Below are 17,810 nucleotides of genomic sequence, written 5' to 3' on the forward strand. Positions count from 1 at the left end.
CGAGCACGCGCCCGCCGCGAAACCGGCGTGAAACCCGGCATGAAACTTGGACGAGTGACAGAACCGGCGGTTGCTTCACTCCGCGCCGTGCCGGCCCTCGCTTTCCCCCGGACCCTGCCCTAAGACTCCTCGCCACGAGAGCAGTTCACGGGAGGTCGCCGATGGATGCCGCGAACGAAGCGGGTCACGCCACAGCCGAAGCCGCCAAGGCGATGCGCGAGAGCGACCCCGGCCACGCCCCGGCCCCGAACACGCCGCAGTTCACCAAGGACGAAGACCTCCACGCCTATCACGAGATGCTGCTGATCCGCCGCTTCGAGGAGAAGGCGGGCCAGCTCTACGGGATGGGGCTGATCGGCGGGTTCTGCCACCTCTACATCGGCCAGGAAGCGGTCGTCATCGGCATGCAGATGGCCTCGGTCGAGGGCGACCAGGTCATCACCGGCTACCGCGACCACGGCCACATGCTGGCCTGCGGCATGGACCCCAAGGGCGTCATGGCCGAACTGACCGGACGCCGCGGCGGCTACAGCCGCGGCAAGGGCGGCTCGATGCACATGTTCTCCCGTGAAAAGCAGTTCTTCGGCGGCCATGGCATCGTCGGCGCCCAGGTCTCGCTGGGGACCGGGCTGGGCTTCGCCGACGCCTACCGCAAGAACGGCCAGGTCAGCATGACCTACATGGGCGACGGCGCCGCCAACCAGGGCCAGGTCTACGAGAGCTTCAACATGGCCCAGCTCTGGAAGCTGCCGGTCGTCTACGTGATCGAGAACAACCGCTACGCCATGGGCACCTCGGTGGCCCGCGCCTCGGCCCAGACCGATTTTTCCAAGCGCGGCATCTCCTTCGGCATCCCCGGCGAGCAGGTCGACGGGATGGACGTGCGCACGGTCCGCGAGGCGGCGGCCCGCGCCATCGCCCACGCCCGCTCGGGCGAAGGCCCCTACATCCTGGAGATGCAGACCTACCGCTATCGCGGCCACTCGATGTCCGACCCGGCCAAGTACCGGTCGAAGGACGAGGTCTCGAAGATGCGCGACGAGCACGACCCCATCGAGATGGTGCGCAAGCGCCTGATCGAGGCGCACGGCGTGCCGGAGGCCGAGCTCAAGGCCACCGACGCCAAGGTGCGCGAGGTCGTCAACGAATCGGCCGAGTTCGCGACCCACGACCCCGAGCCGGACCCCTCGGAACTCTGGACGGACATCCTGCTCGAGGCGCGCGCCTGACGCACCCACGAGACGACGGGGCCGCCCGCTTCATCCTCGATCGACAGAGTACCCTATGGCGACCGACATCCTGATGCCCGCCCTCTCGCCCACCATGGAGGAGGGCAAGCTCGCCAAATGGCTCAAGAAGGAGGGCGACGCGGTCAAGTCCGGCGACGTCCTCGCCGAGATCGAGACCGACAAGGCGACGATGGAGGTCGAGGCCATCGACGAGGGCATCCTCGCCAAGATCCTGGTCGAGGAGGGCGCCGAGGGCGTGAAGGTCAACACGCCGATCGCCATCATCGCCGCCGAGGGCGAGGACGTGGCGGCGGCGGCCAGCGGCGGCGGCAAGCCGAAGGCGAACGGCGCCGCGGCCGAGCCGCCCGCGCCGACCCCCGACATGCAGGCGGAGGGGCAGGCCGCGCAGAGCGCCGCCACCGCCAAGACCGCCGACGACACGCCCAACGCCCCCGCCGCCCCGGCCGTGATCACCACCAAGGCCCGGGCCGAGGTGATGGAGGATTATCCCGCCGGCACCGAGATGGTGACGACGAGCGTGCGCGAGGCCTTGCGCGACGCCATGGCCGAGGAGATGCGCAAGGACGACGACGTCTTCGTGATCGGCGAGGAGGTCGCCGAGTACCAGGGCGCCTACAAGATCACGCAGGGGCTGCTGCAGGAGTTCGGCGCGCGCCGGGTGGTCGACACGCCGATCACCGAGCACGGCTTCGCCGGCATCGCGGTGGGCGCAGCCTATACCGGCCTCAAGCCCATCGTCGAGTTCATGACCTTCAACTTCGCCATGCAGGCGATCGACCACATCATCAACTCGGCGGCCAAGACGCTCTACATGTCCGGCGGCCAGCTCGGCTGCCCGATCGTGTTCCGCGGCCCCAACGGTGCGGCCGCCCGCGTCGGCGCCCAGCACAGCCACGACTACTCGGCGTGGTACTCCAACGTGCCCGGCCTGAAGGTGGTGGCCCCCTACACCGCCGCCGACGCCAAGGGCCTCCTCAAGGCCGCTATCCGCGATCCCAACCCGGTGATCTTCCTCGAGAACGAGATCCTCTACGGCCAGACCTTCCCCGTGCCGAAGCTCGACGACTTCGTGGTGCCGATCGGCAAGGCCAAGGTCCACCGCACCGGCAAGGACGTGACCATCGTCTCCTTCTCCATCGGCATGACCTACGCCCTCAAGGCCGCCCAGGCGCTGGCCGAACAGGGCATCGAGGCGGAGGTGATCGACCTGCGCACCCTGCGCCCGATGGACACCGCCACGGTGGTGGAATCGGTGAAGAAGACCGGCCGCTGCGTCACCGTGGAGGAGGGATTCCCGCAGTCGGGCATCGGCGCCGAGATCGTCGCCCGCCTGATGGTGGACGCCTTCGACTACCTCGACGCGCCTGTCCTGCGCGTGACCGGCAAGGACGTGCCGATGCCGTATGCGGCCAACCTCGAGAAGCTGGCGCTCCCCAACGTCGCCGAGGTGGTCGAGGCGGCCAAGGCGGTCTGCTATCGCTGAGGCGCAGACCGTGAGCGAGTCCTTCGTCGAACTGGCCGTGCCGCCGGACGCCCTCGAACAGGGCGGAATCGAGGTCCTGCGCGCCGCCGTCGTGGACGGCGCGATCAGCGTGGCCCTGCGCCGCTCCTTCGACGACCCCGCGACCTGGGGGCGGCTTCTCAGCGACCTCGCCCGTCAGGCCGCGCGCGCCTACGGCCTCGAGACCGGGATGGCGGAGGACGAGGCGTTCGAACGCATCCGCGCCGGGTGGGAGGCCGAGAGCCTCGACCCCGGCGGCTTCAACTAGCGGCGCATGCCCATGGCCGATGCCGCAACCCGCCTCGCCACCTACGCCGATCTCGAGGCCGTGCCGGACCATCTCGTGGCCGAGATCGTCTTTGGGGTGCTGGAGACGCATCCGCGCCCGAGGCCTCGGCACGCCATGGCAGCATCCGACCTTGGGTCCGTCTTGGGCCCCCCCTACCGGCACGGTCGCGGCGGCCCCGGCGGCTGGATCTTCATGATCGAGCCCGAGCTCCACCTCGGTTCGCATGTGGTGGTGCCCGATCTCGCGGGCTGGCGCCGCGAACGCATGATAGCCGAGCCGGCCACCGCCTTCGTCGAGACTCCGCCCGACTGGGTCTGCGAAATCCTGTCGCCGTCCACGGCGCGCCTCGACCGCGGTCCCAAGCGCCGCATCTACGCCGAGGCGGGAGTGAGCCATCTCTGGCTGCTCGATCCGGGCGAGGGCGTGCTCGAAGGCTTCGCGCTCACCGGCCGCCAGTGGCTGCTGCTCGGTACCGTCGCACGCGGCGACGTGGTGGCCCTGTCCCCCTTCGACGCCGCACCGTTCCCACTCGACGACCTGTTCCCCTTCGACGATCCGGCCGCCCCGCCTGCGGCGCCTCTCCCGCCCGAGGTCTGACGCCATGCCCATCAACGTCCTGATGCCCGCCCTGTCGCCGACGATGGAGAAGGGCAATCTCGCCAAGTGGCTGAAGAAGGAGGGCGACGCCGTGAAATCCGGCGACGTGCTGGCCGAGATCGAGACCGACAAGGCGACGATGGAGGTGGAGGCCATCGACGAGGGCATCCTGGCGAGGATCCTGGTGCCGGAGGGCACCGCCGACGTGCCGGTGAACGACCTCATCGCCATCATCGCCGGGGAGGGCGAGGACCCGGCCGGCATCCAGGCGCCGGGCAGCGGCGCGGCCAAGGCCGAGGCGGCTCCGCCCAGCGAGAACACGATGCCCGGCGGCGGCCAGATGGCCTATGCCCGGGTCGATGCGGCACCGGAGGGCGCCGAGCCGACCCATCCGCCCGAGGCCAAGTCCCCCGAGGGTGCGGCACAGGGCGGCCGCGTCGTCGCCTCGCCGCTGGCCCGCCGCATCGCCAAGATCGAGGGGATCGACCTTTCCGCCGTGTCCGGCTCCGGCCCGCGCGGACGGGTGATCGAGCGCGACGTGCGGGCGGCGGCGGCTGACGGTTCGGCCAAGGCCGGCGCTCCGAAGGCGGACGCACCCAAGTCGGCTCCGGCCGCACCCGCGCCGGCGGCCGCCCCTGCGCCGCTCCCGAAGGCCGCCGCCGGGGCACCGGCGGGGCTCAGCCTCGATCAGGTCCGCGGCTTCTACCAGAAGGGCGCCTACGAGGAGGTGCCGCTGGACGGCATGCGCAAGACCATCGCCAAGCGCCTCACCGAGGCGATGCAGGTGGCGCCGCACTTCTACCTGACGGTGGATTGCGAGATCGACGCGCTGATGTCCCTGCGCGAGCAGCTCAACAAGAGCGCCGCCGTCGCCAAGGACGGCAAGCCGGCCTTCAAGCTCTCGGTCAATGACTTCGTCATCAAGGCGATGGGCCTCGCGCTGATGCGGGTGCCCACCGCCAACGCGGTCTGGGCCGAGGACCGCATCCTGCGCTTCAACAACGCCGAGGTCGGCGTGGCGGTGGCCATCGACGGCGGGCTGTTCACGCCGGTCATCCGCAGGGCCGACCAGAAGACGCTCTCCACCATCTCCAACGAGATGAAGGATTTCGCCGCCCGTGCACGGGCCAAGAAGCTCAAGCCCGAGGAGTACCAGGGCGGCGTCACCTCGGTCTCGAACCTCGGCATGTTCGGGATCAAGCACTTCACCGCGGTGATCAACCCGCCGCAATCCTCGATCCTGGCCGTGGGCGCCGGCGAGAAGCGCGTCGTCGTCAAGGACGGTGCCCCGGCGGTGGTCCAGGCGATGACCGCCACCCTTTCCTGCGACCACCGCGTGCTCGACGGGGCGCTCGGCGCCGAGCTGATCTCGGCGTTCAAGAGCCTGATCGAGAACCCGATGGGGATGCTGGTGTAAGCCGGAACCACAACGCGCTTCCCTCCTCCCTCGTGGGGAGGGATCGAGGGTGGGGGAGGTTCCACCATCTTCCGCAGCGGGTCGCCCAGCCGCCCCCACCTCCACGTCCTCTCCGCAAGGGGGAGGAAAGCCGACGGAGCCCCGACATGCCCGACACCTACGACATCCTCGTCATCGGCGCCGGCCCCGGCGGTTATGTGGCGGCCATCCGGGCGGCGCAGCTCGGGTTCAAGACCGCCGTGATCGACCGCGAGCACTTAGGGGGCATCTGCCTCAACTGGGGCTGCATCCCCACGAAGGCCCTGCTGCGCACCGCCGAGATCTACCACTACATGCAGCACGCCGGGGACTACGGGCTGTCGGCCGAGAAGGTCGGCTACGACACCGCCGCGATCGTCAAGCGCTCGCGCGGGGTCTCGGCCCGGCTCAACGGCGGCGTCGGCATGCTGCTCAAGAAGAACAAGGTCGACGTGATCTGGGGCGAGGGCACGATCGAGGCCGCCCCCAAGGGCGACCAACCCGGCACCGTCACCGTGAAGGAGACCACCCGGGCGCCCGCCCCCAAGGGCGCGCTCGCGGCGGGCTTGTATGCGGCCAGGCACATCATCGTGGCCACGGGTGCGCGCCCGCGGGCGATCCCCGGCATCGAGCCCGACAAAAAGCAGATCTGGACCTACTACGAGGCGATGGTGCCCGAGACGATGCCCAAGAGCCTGTTGGTGATGGGCTCGGGCGCCATCGGCATCGAGTTCGCCTCGTTCTACCGCACCATGGGCGCCGAGGTGACGGTGATCGAACTGCTGCCGCAGATCCTGCCGGTGGAGGACGCCGAGATCGCCGGCCTCGCCCGCAAGCGCTTCGAGAAGCAGGGCATCAAGATCCTCACCGGCGCCAAGGTGACGAAGGTGCAGAAGGCGGAGGGTTCCGTCACGGCGACCATCGAGACCGGAGACGGCAAGACCCAGGAGCTGTCGGCCGAGAAGCTGATCTCGGCGGTGGGCGTGGTCGGTAACATCGAGGGCATCGGCCTCGACAGGCTCGGGGTGACGATCGAGCGCGGCATCGTCGTCACCGACGGGCTGGGGCGCACCAACGTGCCCGGCGTCTACGCCATCGGCGATGTCGCCGGCCCGCCGATGCTGGCCCACAAGGCCGAGCACGAGGGCGTGCTCTGCGTCGAGACCATCAAGGGCCTTCACACCCACGCCATGGACAAGGCGAAAATCCCCGGCTGCACCTATTGCCAGCCGCAGATCGCCTCGGTGGGCCTGACCGAGGCCAAGGCCAAGGAGCTGGGGTTCTCCGTCAAGGTCGGCCGCTTCCCCTTCGCGGGCAACGGCAAGGCCATCGCGCTGGGCGAGCCGGACGGCCTCGTGAAGACGATCTTCGACGCCAACACCGGCCAGCTCCTCGGCGCCCACATGGTGGGAGCCGAGGTCACCGAGCTGATCCAGGGCTACGTGGTAGCCATGAATCTGGAGACCACCGAGGAAGACCTGATGCACACGGTCTTCCCGCACCCGACGCTCTCGGAGATGATGCACGAGAGCGTGCTGGATGCGTATGGGCGGGTGATCCACTCGTAGCGCCCGTCACGTCAGGCGCGTCCCCTCCCCGCCAGGGGGAGGGGACGCGCCAAAGTTCAGCGGGTCGGGGCCGGCGCGCCCTTGCCCGCGGCGCCCGGCGAGGAACCCGAGCCGGCGTCGTTGGCGCCGGTGCTGTTGGTGGTGCCCGACCGGCTCTTGTCGCCCGTGGACGGGCCGCTGCCCGCCGCCCCCGGCGACGACCCCGAGCCGGCGTCGCTGGCGCCCGTCTTGTCGGCCGTACCCGACTTGCTGGTCCCCGAACCGCCGGCGGTGGCGAGGGCGACGGAACCCAGCAGGACGGTGCCGGCGACGAGAAGCGTCTTGATCGACATGGTGTTTCTCCCTGATCGTTGGCGTTCGCACGCCGACGTCAACATCAGGTCGAGAGGCGACGTTCCTGTGGGACGGGAGACGGACCGACGGACGTTCGCGCCTCTCCTCCCCCCTGGCGGGGAGGAGCAGGGAGGCGGGGGTGGCTGGGCGACCCCAAGTCAAGATCAGCCAGACAAAAAGGAGAGTCGATTGATATTTGTGAACTCCAGTTTTGCAGTCCATCTACAAACAATATTAAGATTTAAAAGCTAATAACTTAATGTTCTTTAAATACAAAACACAATTTAGCCAATTTTTTAGAATTTACTCGACGAACTGTTTCTATTTATATCTGGATTTTTAGCATAAAACTTTTCCAAATCTAGTATTGCCCTTCTATATGATCGAGCGTCATCAAGAGGAACATCAAAATCGATATCATTTCCAATCTGAGTTTCGATCAATAAACCGTCCGGAAACTTATCTGTATTTATCAAATCGACATAAAGACCATAGTCCAGCTTGTAAACTATAAATCTTTCGCCGGGACGGTGCGCGGCAGATCTACTTCTATTTAAGATATGCAGCGCGCGTCTGTCGAACAGTCGATCAATTATGATATCTTCTTCAAAAATTGGGAGCAGAAAAGCGCGCGTTCTTCTGTCGCTTATTACTTCATCTCTGATCCAATCCAGTAATATTCTATTTTCTTTATTTGCTTGGATAGATGTATATTTTTCAGACTGAAAAAATGAGTAGGCCGCAGCTCTGATAATTGGCATCGATAATTGGCTTATATTTGCTTTTTGTGCAGCCAGAGACAGAATGTGCATCGCATCGCGTGGAACACCCTCTGTAGCCCTAACAAATTCCGTAAAAACATTTTCCTGAGTAAAGGCATTACTTATGATATTATTTGAATCTCCGATGTTTACTTTTATTTCATTGGCAACAGCTAAGGCATGATTTGATATAAAAGTTCGAAAGAACTGCTTTGCCCGGTTTTCATCATTGTCAATAACAAGATAGTCATCAAGATTTATCGCAGTACTGATATCTGCACCTAGTTCAAAACCAACATATCCCTCATTCGGCAAGTCAAACTTAAAATTTTATCGGTGTTCAATTGCGGCAATCTTTACAGATATGTTTGGCACACTAAACATAGATCTTCGAATTAAATCAGCAAGATAGGGCTGTATTTCGGCTGGCACCGTCGTCCATTCATCGATCAATATCCAAAGTCTCGTACTACCAATAAAACCCGTCAGTTGCTTTATTGATTTTGAAAAGAAATTAAAATCAATCCATGTTTTTTCGTTTCCGACTAGTTTTACTCGGGACGAACCTTCGTGACTTTCAGAATTTTCCGAGCCTAGTCCAGCGGTTGCATTTGCGAGCGCGCTCATATTAATACCAACCGAGCTATTATTTTTTACAGCAAATCCAACTTTTGTCGAGTGTTCCGACTCAGTAGCACCGTGAATGCGCACCTCAACGAAACTGCTGACGAAAGCATCCAGCAGAGGAGCGGCTTCAGCTAATTCCCAACCCCGATTAGGATCTGTAAATACATCAAGCAATTCATGATGAATTGCGGAACATATATCAACAAGTAATCTAACTGCTCGTTCGCTCGTCGGCAAATCTGGATCATTATATATTGATCCATTAGACCCTATATTCTGAGCATCAATATATATTGCTATATCGCCTTCGGTATTTTTTAGATTCTGGAAAAAACGCAATGCGTGGGTTTTTCCGGTACCTCGACGGCCATAAAGTATTTGATTATTTCTTGACGTCAACAAATCAATCAGCGGGCCAACAGAAACAAATGTTTCAGCCACTTGCTTTGCCGTGATTCTTTCTGCCCTATCTTCAAAACGCATAAAGCAACGATTTATTTCTGGAGATGCCATGGCTTAAATTCCACGCTATTAGATACCGATGTGGTTAAGTATTGCACTTTAGAGTATGCCAGTTAGAATTGCAAAGATAATTGCTGTCCAGATTTTTACATTTCATCCCTGGCCCCGCCGCCTCGTTCACCCGCCTAACCGCCTTCCCCTCACTATTACTCGCCCGTAGCGTGTCTGTCTCATCCAGCCCCTCGGTCGCTCTAGTGCCTTCTCGTAGGCGTTAAGGAAGCCGGTGGCGGCCCAGCTAGTTACTATCCTGGAACCGCATGGAGATGACCCTGTAGCCGCCCTCAGGGCAGTATTCCCGAACGCTGCGTAGGCCACAAACAAGCCCTTGCATCATGTCTCGGGCAATGCCTAAGCGTACGTGCCAAAGCCGATGCCCACCGCCTGATTCAGGACGGTCGCCGCGGCGACGAAGTCGACCCGAGGCCGGCACCCGCGCGTCAGGGATTTGGCTCCAATCGCGCCAGGCAAGCCGGAGGTAGACGCCGCCCACCTTAATGGGATTGACGTCTTGGGTCTGGAGTGTGCCGCCGATCCCACCAGCGCGTTCACCGTCGTCCGGAGGGCGCCGGTGATGGGCGTAAGAGCCAGCCAGTTGGGATTGCCGTCCCGCCACCGCGCCAGCGCGGCGACGCCGGCGGTCAGCCGGCGCGGCGGGCCGGTCTGGCTTCGGCGCCGGTGCGGGCAGCAGCCGCCGCCACGCGCCGGCTCGGGGCGCGCTGCGGGGCCTGGCCGGGGGCGTAGTTGCCGAAGTCCTCGTGGAACTGGTCGACGATCTCGCCGGAGGTCTCGAGGCAGCGGGCGAGGTACTGCGGCAGGGACGGGGGCGGGGCGAAGCCCTCGGCGAGCAGGCGGTCGTTGGAGAAGGTCACGTTGAGGGCGCAGAACCGGTAGTAGGCCTGGAGCGCGCGCATCATCGCCACCTTGATCGCCTCGTCGAGGCCGAAGGTCTCGGCGAACCGTCCCTGCAGCGTCGCGCGGTCGGTCGCCTCGAAACGCTCGTAGTTACGCGTCCCCCCCTCGGGGTCGGCCGCCTCGAAGGCGCGGGCCAGCGCGTCCCAGCGAGTGCAATGGTCGCGGCCGCCCGAGAGGTGGTAGACCGTGTGGGCGAGTTCCGGCCGGTCGAGCATGGCGATGAGCGTGTCGGCCACCCAGTCGGCCGGCACGATGTCGATGGCGCCCTCCGGGTCGCAGGAGAGCAGGCGCAGCCTGTCGCAGGCGCGCACCACCCAGAGGATGCTCGAGCCCGGCCGGGCGCCGAGCGCGGCATGGCCGACCACGATCGAGGGCCGCGCCACCACCAGCGGCAGGTCGGGGAACTGCGCGGCCAGGGACATCTCGGCGGCCGATTTCGACGCGCTGTAATGCACGAGGTGGTGGGTGTCGGGCCGGGGATAGAGCGTCTCGTCGACGAGGTGGGGCGGCTCGCCGCCGCAGATCATCGCGGTGCTGACATGGAGGAAGCGGGTCAGCCCGGCCATGTGCGAGGCGCGCCGCGCCAGCGCCAGGGTGCCGTCGTGGTTGGTCTTGTGGACCTTCCCTTCCGCCCACCACGAGGTGTCGGCGGCCAGGTGCAGAACCTGCGTCACCGAATCGAGCCGCGGATCGGCGATGCGGTCGGCCTGCGTGAAGTCGCCGGTCACGACCTCCACCCTCTGGGCGAGGCGCTGGGCGGTGAGCGGGTTGGTGAAGCGCCCGAGCCGGGCGGCGATGCGCTGGCGCCCGGCCTCGGCATCGGGTGCCCGCACCAGGCAGACCCATTCGGCGGGGTGCCCGCTCGATAGCGCCCGGTGAAGCACGGCGCCGCCGATCAGTCCGGTTGCACCCGTCAATAGAACTCGGTTCACCGTCGACACTCCCGCTCGCCAGAAAAACGATGCCATCAGCCCGGCACCCACGAATAGCGTAAACAAATCGCCATCAACATCCGCGCAATTGTTATGCCCGTAAAAAACAGGCCGCGTCGCGCGCAGGGCACACAGGGTGGATCTTGGGTTATCGTTAACGTGAGGTCTGCGCGTCGAAAGGCTCTCGTCCTGCGCTTTGCCTTGCCGGCGGGCCGAGGACACCGACGATTACGCTGGCCGACCCAGGCCGGGTGCAAAGCCGGCTATCGGACGCTGCAATCTCAGGGTGAATTCCGCCAGGGCCGGCCGCATGAGCGAGCGCGATCCGGGGCTGGGCGGCTCGCGGCGACGGCGCTCGCGCCTGACAGATCGGCGCGTTCGACGCGGCGCCGGGTCGCGTCGGGTTTGCGGCCGCGCGCCCGAACGCTTAGGTCAGGACTATGGGCGCCGGTTCCTGGCGCCCGCAGCGGTGCGGCATGGCCCTCGTCCTCGACACCTTGAGCAACGACCGGCGCCCGCGCCACCCCGAGAAGGCGCGCCGGCCCGACACCCCGGTGCAGCGCAAGCCCGACTGGATCCGCGTGAAGGCCCCCGGCTCGGCCGCCTGGGCCGAGACCGCCAGGATCGTGCGCGAGAACGGCCTCGTGACCGTCTGCGAGGAGGCCGGCTGCCCCAACATCGGCGAGTGCTGGGAGAAGCGGCACGCCACCTTCATGATCATGGGCGACACCTGCACGCGGGCCTGCGCCTTCTGCAACGTCCGCACGGGCCTGCCCGAGGCCCTCGACGGGGACGAGCCGGAAAAGGTGGCGAAGGCCGTGGCCAAGCTCGGCCTCGCCCATGTCGTGATCACGTCGGTGGACCGGGACGATCTGGCCGACGGCGGCGCCGCGCATTTCGCCCGCACGATCGAAGCGATCCGGGCGCACAGCCCCGCCACCACCATCGAGATCCTGACGCCGGACTTCCTGCGCAAGGATGGCGCGCTGGAGACGGTGGTGGCCGCCCGGCCGGACGTGTTCAACCACAACCTCGAGACGGTACCGGGCAACTACCTCACCGTGCGCCCCGGGGCGCGCTACTTCCACTCGGTGCGGCTGCTGCAGCGGGTGAAGGAGCTCGACCCGACCGTCTTCACCAAGTCCGGCATCATGGTGGGGCTGGGCGAGGAGCGCCACGAGGTGGTGCAGCTGATGGACGACCTGCGCTCGGCCGACGTCGACTTCCTCACCATCGGCCAGTACCTGCAGCCGACCAAGAAGCACCATGAGGTCGTCCGCTTCGTCCCCCCAGACGAGTTCAAGGGCTACGAGACCACGGCCTATGCCAAGGGCTTCCTCCTGGTCTCGGCGACCCCGCTCACCCGCTCCTCGCACCATGCCGGCGAGGATTTTTCCCGATTGAAAGCGGCCAGGCTCGCTCGTCTCGCCACCGCCAGCACCTGAGTCTCGATGCCATCCTTCCGGATCACCCGCACGGTGCGTCACTCGCGCCAACAGATGTACGATCTCGTCGCCGACATCGAACGCTATCCGGAGTTCCTGCCGCTGTGCGAATCCCTGCGCGTCCTGCGCCGGCAACCGGGGCCGGACGGGACCGAGGTCTGCGTCGCGGAGATGGCGGTGGGCTACAAGGCGATCCGGGAACGCTTCACCACCCGCGTCACCCTCGATCCGGTCGACCACAGGATCGTCGCCGAATACATCGACGGGCCGTTCCGGCATCTGGAGAACCGCTGGGGCTTCACCGAGGCGGCGAGCGGCGGCTGCGATGTGAACTTCTTCATCACCTACGAATTCAAGAGCCGGACGCTCGGCCTCCTGATGGGCTCGATGTTCGACCGGGCCTTCCGCAAGTTCACCGACGCCTTCGAGAGCCGGGCCGACCGGGTCTACGGCCTGCCGCGCCCGTGAGGGCGGCTTGTCGGCTCAGGTCTTGAGCTGGGTCACGGTGTAGGACGGGGCCAGGGCCGCCGCGTCGAGGAAGGGCGCCGCCAGCGCCGAGAAGAACATCAGCGAATGCCGGTAGGTGGCGGTGACGATGACGCCGGTCTGCCTGTCGGGCACCGTCTTCTGCACCGCGTCGATCTGGGCCGCGGTGGGGGTCGCACCGGCGGGATAGGCGTAGACCACCTGCGGCGTCGTTCCCGACATCCTCACCTGGAACATCTGCAGGGTGATCCTGCTCGGGCTGAGCTGGGGCGCGACGTTCCCCTTGGCGGCGTCCGGCGTGTAGGTGTTCAGCTCGGTCTGGCAGGACGTCGTGTCGTCCCGGCAGTCGGACCAGACGATGGCATATTGCGTCGCCAGGCGGTTGGTCTGGTTATAGACCTGGAAGACCGCCCCGCATTCCACGATCCCCGCCGCGAGCAGGATCATGATCGGCACGACCGCCGCGAATTCGATCGCGGCGCTGCCCCGGCGCGAGGCGGGAAAACGGGTCGCCGGGCCCGGGTCGGATCGATCGCGCATCGCCTATCGTGCCTGACGTCGCAGGAGGGAGGTCGAGGTGACCTTGTTCAGGCTGGAGAAGCCCGGCGCGAACACCACGACGGACGTCTGCGCCCGCAGGGCGAGCACGCTGGTGGCGGTGCCGTAGTCGGCGACGCCGCCGGATATTGGAACGGCGGCCGCCGACAGGCTGGTCATGGGACGCATCTCCACGGCCAGGACGTTGGCGCCGGCCGCGGAGACGAGCCCGCCTGCGTTGGCCTCGACCTTGGTCTTGAGGGCGGCGGCATCGGGCATCAGCGGCACGGCGGTGTTGAAGCTGCTGCGAAGCTCGTCGGCGGTGCGGATCACCCCGGCGTCGAGGGCGGTCTGGGTCATGTAGTAGATCCCGACCTGCAGGATGTAGAGAAGCAGGACGAAGAACGGGGCGCACACGAGGGCGAATTCCACCGCCGACGCGCCGCCGTCATCGATGGTGAAGCGCCGCGCCGCGGTGCGGCGGGGCGCCGGAAGACCCCGGCAGGCGGCCGGCGGGGGAAGGGCGGGGGGGCTCGTCACTGCAGCGGCGCCGTCGGTGCGAAGGGATCGGCGACGATGGAGAAGCCGGTGAAATAGATCCGCGTGCCGGGCTGCGGATCGGGGACCGGGATCGTCGTCGTGTTGCCGGGCGGGTTCGCCAGGTAGGGGCCGCCCAGCGCGGTGACCTTCACGTCGTCGATGCCCCCGCCGTTGCCGTCGGCGGTGCCGCCGTTGGCCGAGAAGGTCAGCCAGTAGATCCCGGGCTTGGTGATCTTCACGCTCGCCGTGCGCGGCACCCAGCGGAAGCTGTCGGCATAGCCGCAGGTGTCGATCACCGGATTGACGGCGCCCGCGTCGTACCTCTGCCAGTCGACCCTGTCGGGCGGGACCGCCGGCGTGGCGCTCAAGCTGCCGTCGGGGTTCCGGAAGCTCGTGGCCGCGCCCTGCGACGCACCGGGAACCGGCGTGCTGATCAGCTGGCCGTTGGACATGAACACCCCGACGAGGTTGGTCCAGCGCCCGGTGGCGAGGGTGGTGTGGTGGCGGATCGTGCCGGTGAGGCCGGCGCCGTCGGCGGGATAGACCGCGCCGGACGCAGGGTTGGCCTGGCAACTCGTGCCGGTGACGCCCGCACCGCTCAGGTCGACGATGGAGATGTAGCCGTAGCTGACCCGGTAATAGCCCGGATCGAGCAGGAAGGGCCGCATCACCTTGCGGTTCTTGTCGGCCGAGCCGGATGCGCTCCAGCCGTCGAGGAGGACGTATTGCGACCCCTGCGATGCGCCCGACTGGCCGTTGTGGAGGGTGCCGTAGTTGACCTGGTTGACCGGCGCGGTGGTCCAGCCGGACGGGTCCTGGGCAGGCCAGCCGAGGGGGGAGCCGCCGGTGCTGCCGCGGCTGAGGGCGAGGTTGCCGCCCTTGGCGATGCCGTGGCGCGGCACGTCCTCGGCATAGGTCGGCGACTCGAATGAATCCGCGAACAGCACCTTGCCGCCCCCTGCCCAGGCGGCGGGGAAGTTGTCCTGCAGCGCATCCGGGCAGGTGCCGTTGCACAGGCGGATGCTGTCGATCTGGCCGCCGTAGCTGTCGTCCTGCCCATCGGCGGCGAAGGTCAGCCAGTACGACCCGGGGGTCGACACGAAGATGCGCACGCTGCGCTCGATCCAGGCCGGCGCATAGACGCAGCTGTCGATCAGGTTGGCGCCGGCCAGTTCCTGGCGTCCGTCGAGGGTGCGATGCAGGGGGGCGTTCGCGCCCGCCGTGGCGGCATCGAGGTAGACGTTGATCTGGTTGGTGCGCGACGCGTTCGGCACCGGCCCGCCCGACGAGGCGGTGTCGTTGGCCCAGGACAGGTCGCCCGCCGTCGAGCCGCACAGGTAGGCCGGGTCGTAGTTACGGTAGGTCACGCGGCTGCGGTAGAAGTAGCGCAGCTCCTGGTTTCCCGCCCTCAGGTCGACCTTGGTGGAAATGGCCGAGTTGCCCGCCCGGCCCGAGCCGTTCTCGCAATCGAGTTCGGCCGACTGGCGTCCCTCCGGGACCGTGCTGCTGATGGTCCCGACCTCGTCGGTCTCCAGGCAATAGCCGGTGCCGTACCAGACCGCGCTGCCGGTGCCGGTGTACACCGGGGTCGAGCCCGGGTTCGCGGACGGCCTGGCGATGGAGCGGCCGTCGATGGTGTAATAAGCCCAGCCGCCCTTCTGGACGGCGTTGGCGCCGCCGGTGGCCTCGAAGCCCTCCTTGACCACGAAGCCGCTGGGATCGGGGGCGTTCGGGCCGTCGTAGCAATGGGCCGCGGCCGTCACCGGCAGTTGCGTGATCCCGATGATCCTGGCGAAGGCGGTGGGCACCGCCACCGCGAGCTTCACGTCGGCCGGGCCGGTTCCGGACTGGACGAAGCGGTCGGTGTTGGTGAGCGTCCAGCCCATCTTCTGCGTGGTCACGGCCCGGTCGATGTAGCCGTCCACCGTCGCCTGGTAGGAGGTGGCGCCCGGACCGCCGGTGCCGTTGAGGAGTTGGAGCACGCTCGGGCGGCTCGCGTACTGGCAGGTCAGGGTGGCGATCTCGGACAGCTTCTGCTTGGCCTGGTAGGAGCGCATCAGGTCGATGCCGCCGCCGGAGGCCACGATCAGGACGACGGCGCCCAGCGCGAAGATGATCGCGATGCCGCCGCCCGTATCGGAGCCGAAACGCCGGGCGAAACCGAGAACCCGTGCGGGTACGATCGTCATCACCGTGGTCGCCCCCGACATCTGATCATGTCGAGCGTAGCCGTAAGCATTGCCTGCGAAAGGATCGTTAAGCCGATACCTGACTCACGGGAATTTCATCTCGGGCCGGACCGGTCACGCCTGGCCGACCGCAATGTTCGACTCGAGGAGCGCCAAGGCATCCTCCACCGCCCGTCGCCGGACCGCGTCGCGGCCGAGGTCGCCGTAACGCCGCTCGAGACGGCGCGGCGGCGCCCCCGCGGCGGCGAGCCCGAAGTGCACGAGCCCCACGGGCTTGTGCGCACTGCCCCCGCCCGGCCCGGCGATGCCGGTGATCGCCACGGCGACGTCGGCCTCGGACCGGTCGAGGGCGCCCTGCGCCATCGCTCCGGCCACCGCCTCGCTCACCGCGCCCTCGGCCGCGATCAGGTCGGTGGGCACCCCGAGCATCTGCGTCTTGGCGGCATTGGAATAGGTGACGAAGCCGCGCTCCACCACGGCGGAGGAGCCCGCGATCGCCGTCAGCAGGCCGGCGACGAGGCCGCCGGTGCAGGATTCGGCACAGGCGATGCGCCGGCCCGCCGCGGCATAGGCCGCCACCAGCGCCCCGGCCCGGGCCCGCAGGAGGGGATCGTCGATCACGCGCCGAACCCGGCGGGGTCGATTTCGGGCAGCCGGATCGTGGCGGCGGCCTGGGCGGCCAGTCCCTCGGCGCGACCCACGAAGCCGAGCTTCTCGGTGGTGGTGGCCTTGATCGAGACCGCGCTCAAGGGGACGTCGCAGATCTCGGCGATGCGCGCCCGGATCGCCTCGCGATGGGCGCCGATGCGCGGGGCCTCGGCCAGCACCGTGATGTCGAGGTGGTCGATCCGGCCGCCGCGCGCGCGCACCAGGGCGCAGGCATGGGCGAGGAAGCGGTCGGAGGAGGCGCCGCGCCATTGCTCGTCGCTGGGCGGGAAATGCGTGCCGATGTCGCCGTCGGCGATGGCTCCGAGCAGGGCGTCGGTGAGGGCGTGCAGGGCGACGTCGCCGTCCGAATGGGCGAGCACGCCGCGGTCGGCCGGGATCCTGATGCCGCCGAGCCAGACGTGGTCGCCCTCGGTGAAGGCGTGGACGTCGAAGCCGGTGCCCAGGCGCGTGACGGTGGCGGTCATGGTCGAACCCTCTGACTCGGAGAAGCGGCGGTCGGCCTCGATCAGGTCGGCGGCCTGGGTGATCTTGCGGTTGGCCGTGTCGCCCTCGAACACCACGACCGGCAGCCCGGCCCATTCGGCGAGCGCCCCGTCGTCGGTGAAGCCGTCGAGGCCGGCGGCGGCGGCGCGGGCGTGGGCGTCGGCCAGGAGGCGGAAGGCGAAGGCCTGGGGCGTCTGGACGGCGCGCAGGGCCTCGCGTGCCGGGGTCTCGGCGACGCGGGCGATCCCGCCTTCGGCCGCCTCGACCCGCTTGACGGTGTCGGTGACGGGGATGCCGGGGACCGCGGCGCCGTGGTCGCGGCCGGCCGCGAGCGCCCGGTCGAGGAGGGCGGTGTCGACGAAGGGCCGGGCGGCGTCGTGGACGAGCACCAGGTCGGGGGCGCCGGCCCGCTCCAGGGCGTCGAGCCCGGCCCGCACCGAGAGCTGGCGGGTGGCGCCCCCCGCCACCGGCGCCGCGAGCTTGTCACGGGCTTGCGCGGGCAGGTCCGCCAGGCAGTCCTCGTAGAAGGCCGCGGCGTCGGGGGCGATCACCGGCTGGATGCGCGCGATGCCGTCGTGGGCCGCCAGAGCCGCCAGGGTGCGGGTGAGGACGGCGCGCCCGCCGACCCGGCGGTACTGCTTGGGGGTGTCGCCGCCGATGCGGATGCCGCGCCCGGCCGCGACCACCACGGCCGCCGCCTGAAATGCCGAGCCCGCCATCTCGAAGTTCCCTCT

Annotated in this window: 17 protein-coding genes; 8 read left to right on the top strand and 9 right to left on the bottom strand. The window is 67.0% G+C overall.

What is annotated here, in order from left to right; translation table 11 throughout:
* Positions 1 to 161: 161 nt before the first annotated feature.
* From pdhA to lpdA, 6 genes are all read left to right on the top strand, one after another.
* On the top strand, positions 162 to 1,229 hold the full coding sequence (gene pdhA / locus ASG40_RS19015; protein ID WP_055889294.1) for a pyruvate dehydrogenase (acetyl-transferring) E1 component subunit alpha: 1,068 nt from the start codon (positions 162 to 164) through the stop codon (positions 1,227 to 1,229).
* Between the two features lie 55 nt (positions 1,230 to 1,284).
* Complete coding sequence (locus ASG40_RS19020; protein WP_055889297.1) at positions 1,285 to 2,733, top strand: pyruvate dehydrogenase complex E1 component subunit beta; 1,449 nt, start codon at positions 1,285 to 1,287, stop codon at positions 2,731 to 2,733.
* Between the two features lie 10 nt (positions 2,734 to 2,743).
* A complete protein-coding gene (locus tag ASG40_RS19025) occupies positions 2,744 to 3,019 on the top strand; it encodes a DUF5076 domain-containing protein (RefSeq protein WP_055889300.1) in 276 nt (91 codons plus the stop codon).
* Positions 3,020 to 3,031: 12 nt separating this feature from the next.
* Positions 3,032 to 3,637, top strand: coding sequence for a Uma2 family endonuclease (locus tag ASG40_RS19030; protein ID WP_055889302.1), 606 nt, complete (start codon positions 3,032 to 3,034; stop codon positions 3,635 to 3,637).
* Between the two features lie 4 nt (positions 3,638 to 3,641).
* The gene (locus ASG40_RS19035; protein WP_055889304.1) at positions 3,642 to 5,054 is read left to right on the top strand and encodes a pyruvate dehydrogenase complex dihydrolipoamide acetyltransferase; all 1,413 of its coding nucleotides are present in this window, start codon (positions 3,642 to 3,644) and stop codon (positions 5,052 to 5,054) included.
* Between the two features lie 146 nt (positions 5,055 to 5,200).
* The gene (gene lpdA, locus ASG40_RS19040; RefSeq protein ID WP_055889306.1) at positions 5,201 to 6,640 is read left to right on the top strand and encodes a dihydrolipoyl dehydrogenase; all 1,440 of its coding nucleotides are present in this window, start codon (positions 5,201 to 5,203) and stop codon (positions 6,638 to 6,640) included.
* A 56-nt stretch (positions 6,641 to 6,696) separates the two neighbouring features.
* On the opposite strand, the gene ASG40_RS19045 is transcribed toward lpdA, so the two are convergent.
* The 4 genes from ASG40_RS19045 to ASG40_RS19050 all read right to left on the bottom strand — a co-directional run bounded on the left by ASG40_RS19045 (position 6,697) and on the right by ASG40_RS19050 (position 10,712).
* On the bottom strand, positions 6,697 to 6,972 hold the full coding sequence (locus ASG40_RS19045; RefSeq protein ID WP_055889307.1) for a hypothetical protein: 276 nt from the start codon (positions 6,970 to 6,972) through the stop codon (positions 6,697 to 6,699).
* 297 nt (positions 6,973 to 7,269) lie between these two features.
* Positions 7,270 to 8,049, bottom strand: a complete 780-nt coding sequence (locus ASG40_RS21425) for a hypothetical protein (protein ID WP_156387814.1) — start codon at positions 8,047 to 8,049, stop codon at positions 7,270 to 7,272.
* A gap of 15 nt (positions 8,050 to 8,064) precedes the next feature.
* A complete protein-coding gene (locus ASG40_RS21430; RefSeq protein WP_156387816.1) occupies positions 8,065 to 8,874 on the bottom strand; it encodes an ORC-CDC6 family AAA ATPase in 810 nt (269 codons plus the stop codon).
* Positions 8,875 to 9,521: 647 nt separating this feature from the next.
* Positions 9,522 to 10,712 (bottom strand): SDR family oxidoreductase, encoded by a 1,191-nt coding sequence (locus ASG40_RS19050; protein ID WP_055889309.1) that lies wholly within the window; start codon positions 10,710 to 10,712, stop codon positions 9,522 to 9,524.
* Between the two features lie 491 nt (positions 10,713 to 11,203).
* Here ASG40_RS19050 and lipA point away from each other — a divergent pair, with 491 nt between their 5' ends.
* Both lipA and ASG40_RS19060 read left to right on the top strand, forming a co-directional pair.
* The gene (lipA, locus tag ASG40_RS19055; RefSeq protein ID WP_055889492.1) at positions 11,204 to 12,172 is read left to right on the top strand and encodes a lipoyl synthase; all 969 of its coding nucleotides are present in this window, start codon (positions 11,204 to 11,206) and stop codon (positions 12,170 to 12,172) included.
* Between the two features lie 6 nt (positions 12,173 to 12,178).
* Positions 12,179 to 12,640 carry a type II toxin-antitoxin system RatA family toxin gene (locus ASG40_RS19060; RefSeq protein ID WP_055889312.1) on the top strand — a complete coding sequence of 154 codons (462 nt, stop codon included), beginning with the start codon at positions 12,179 to 12,181 and terminating at the stop codon, positions 12,638 to 12,640.
* 15 nt (positions 12,641 to 12,655) lie between these two features.
* Here the strand turns inward: ASG40_RS19060 and ASG40_RS19065 are convergent, their stop codons facing one another.
* The 5 genes from ASG40_RS19065 to ASG40_RS19085 all read right to left on the bottom strand — a co-directional run bounded on the left by ASG40_RS19065 (position 12,656) and on the right by ASG40_RS19085 (position 17,795).
* Positions 12,656 to 13,198 carry a TadE/TadG family type IV pilus assembly protein gene (locus ASG40_RS19065; protein ID WP_055889314.1) on the bottom strand — a complete coding sequence of 181 codons (543 nt, stop codon included), beginning with the start codon at positions 13,196 to 13,198 and terminating at the stop codon, positions 12,656 to 12,658.
* Positions 13,199 to 13,201: 3 nt separating this feature from the next.
* Positions 13,202 to 13,735: a TadE/TadG family type IV pilus assembly protein gene (locus tag ASG40_RS21555; protein WP_055889317.1), complete on the bottom strand. Its 534-nt coding sequence runs from the start codon at positions 13,733 to 13,735 to the stop codon at positions 13,202 to 13,204.
* Entirely contained in the window at positions 13,732 to 15,924 is a 2,193-nt protein-coding gene (locus tag ASG40_RS19075) for a TadE/TadG family type IV pilus assembly protein (RefSeq protein ID WP_162243330.1), read from the bottom strand. The genes ASG40_RS21555 and ASG40_RS19075 overlap by 4 nt, the downstream gene beginning before the upstream one ends.
* Positions 15,925 to 16,038: 114 nt before the next feature.
* Positions 16,039 to 16,545, bottom strand: a complete 507-nt coding sequence (locus ASG40_RS19080; RefSeq protein ID WP_055889322.1) for a CinA family protein — start codon at positions 16,543 to 16,545, stop codon at positions 16,039 to 16,041.
* Positions 16,542 to 17,795 (bottom strand): bifunctional 2-C-methyl-D-erythritol 4-phosphate cytidylyltransferase/2-C-methyl-D-erythritol 2,4-cyclodiphosphate synthase, encoded by a 1,254-nt coding sequence (locus ASG40_RS19085; protein WP_055889325.1) that lies wholly within the window; start codon positions 17,793 to 17,795, stop codon positions 16,542 to 16,544. Before ASG40_RS19085 ends, ASG40_RS19080 begins: the two co-directional genes overlap by 4 nt.
* Between the last annotated feature and the right edge of the window lie 15 nt (positions 17,796 to 17,810).

The sequence above is a fragment of the Methylobacterium sp. Leaf399 genome (assembly GCF_001424525.1).
Lineage (GTDB): Bacteria > Pseudomonadota > Alphaproteobacteria > Rhizobiales > Beijerinckiaceae > Methylobacterium.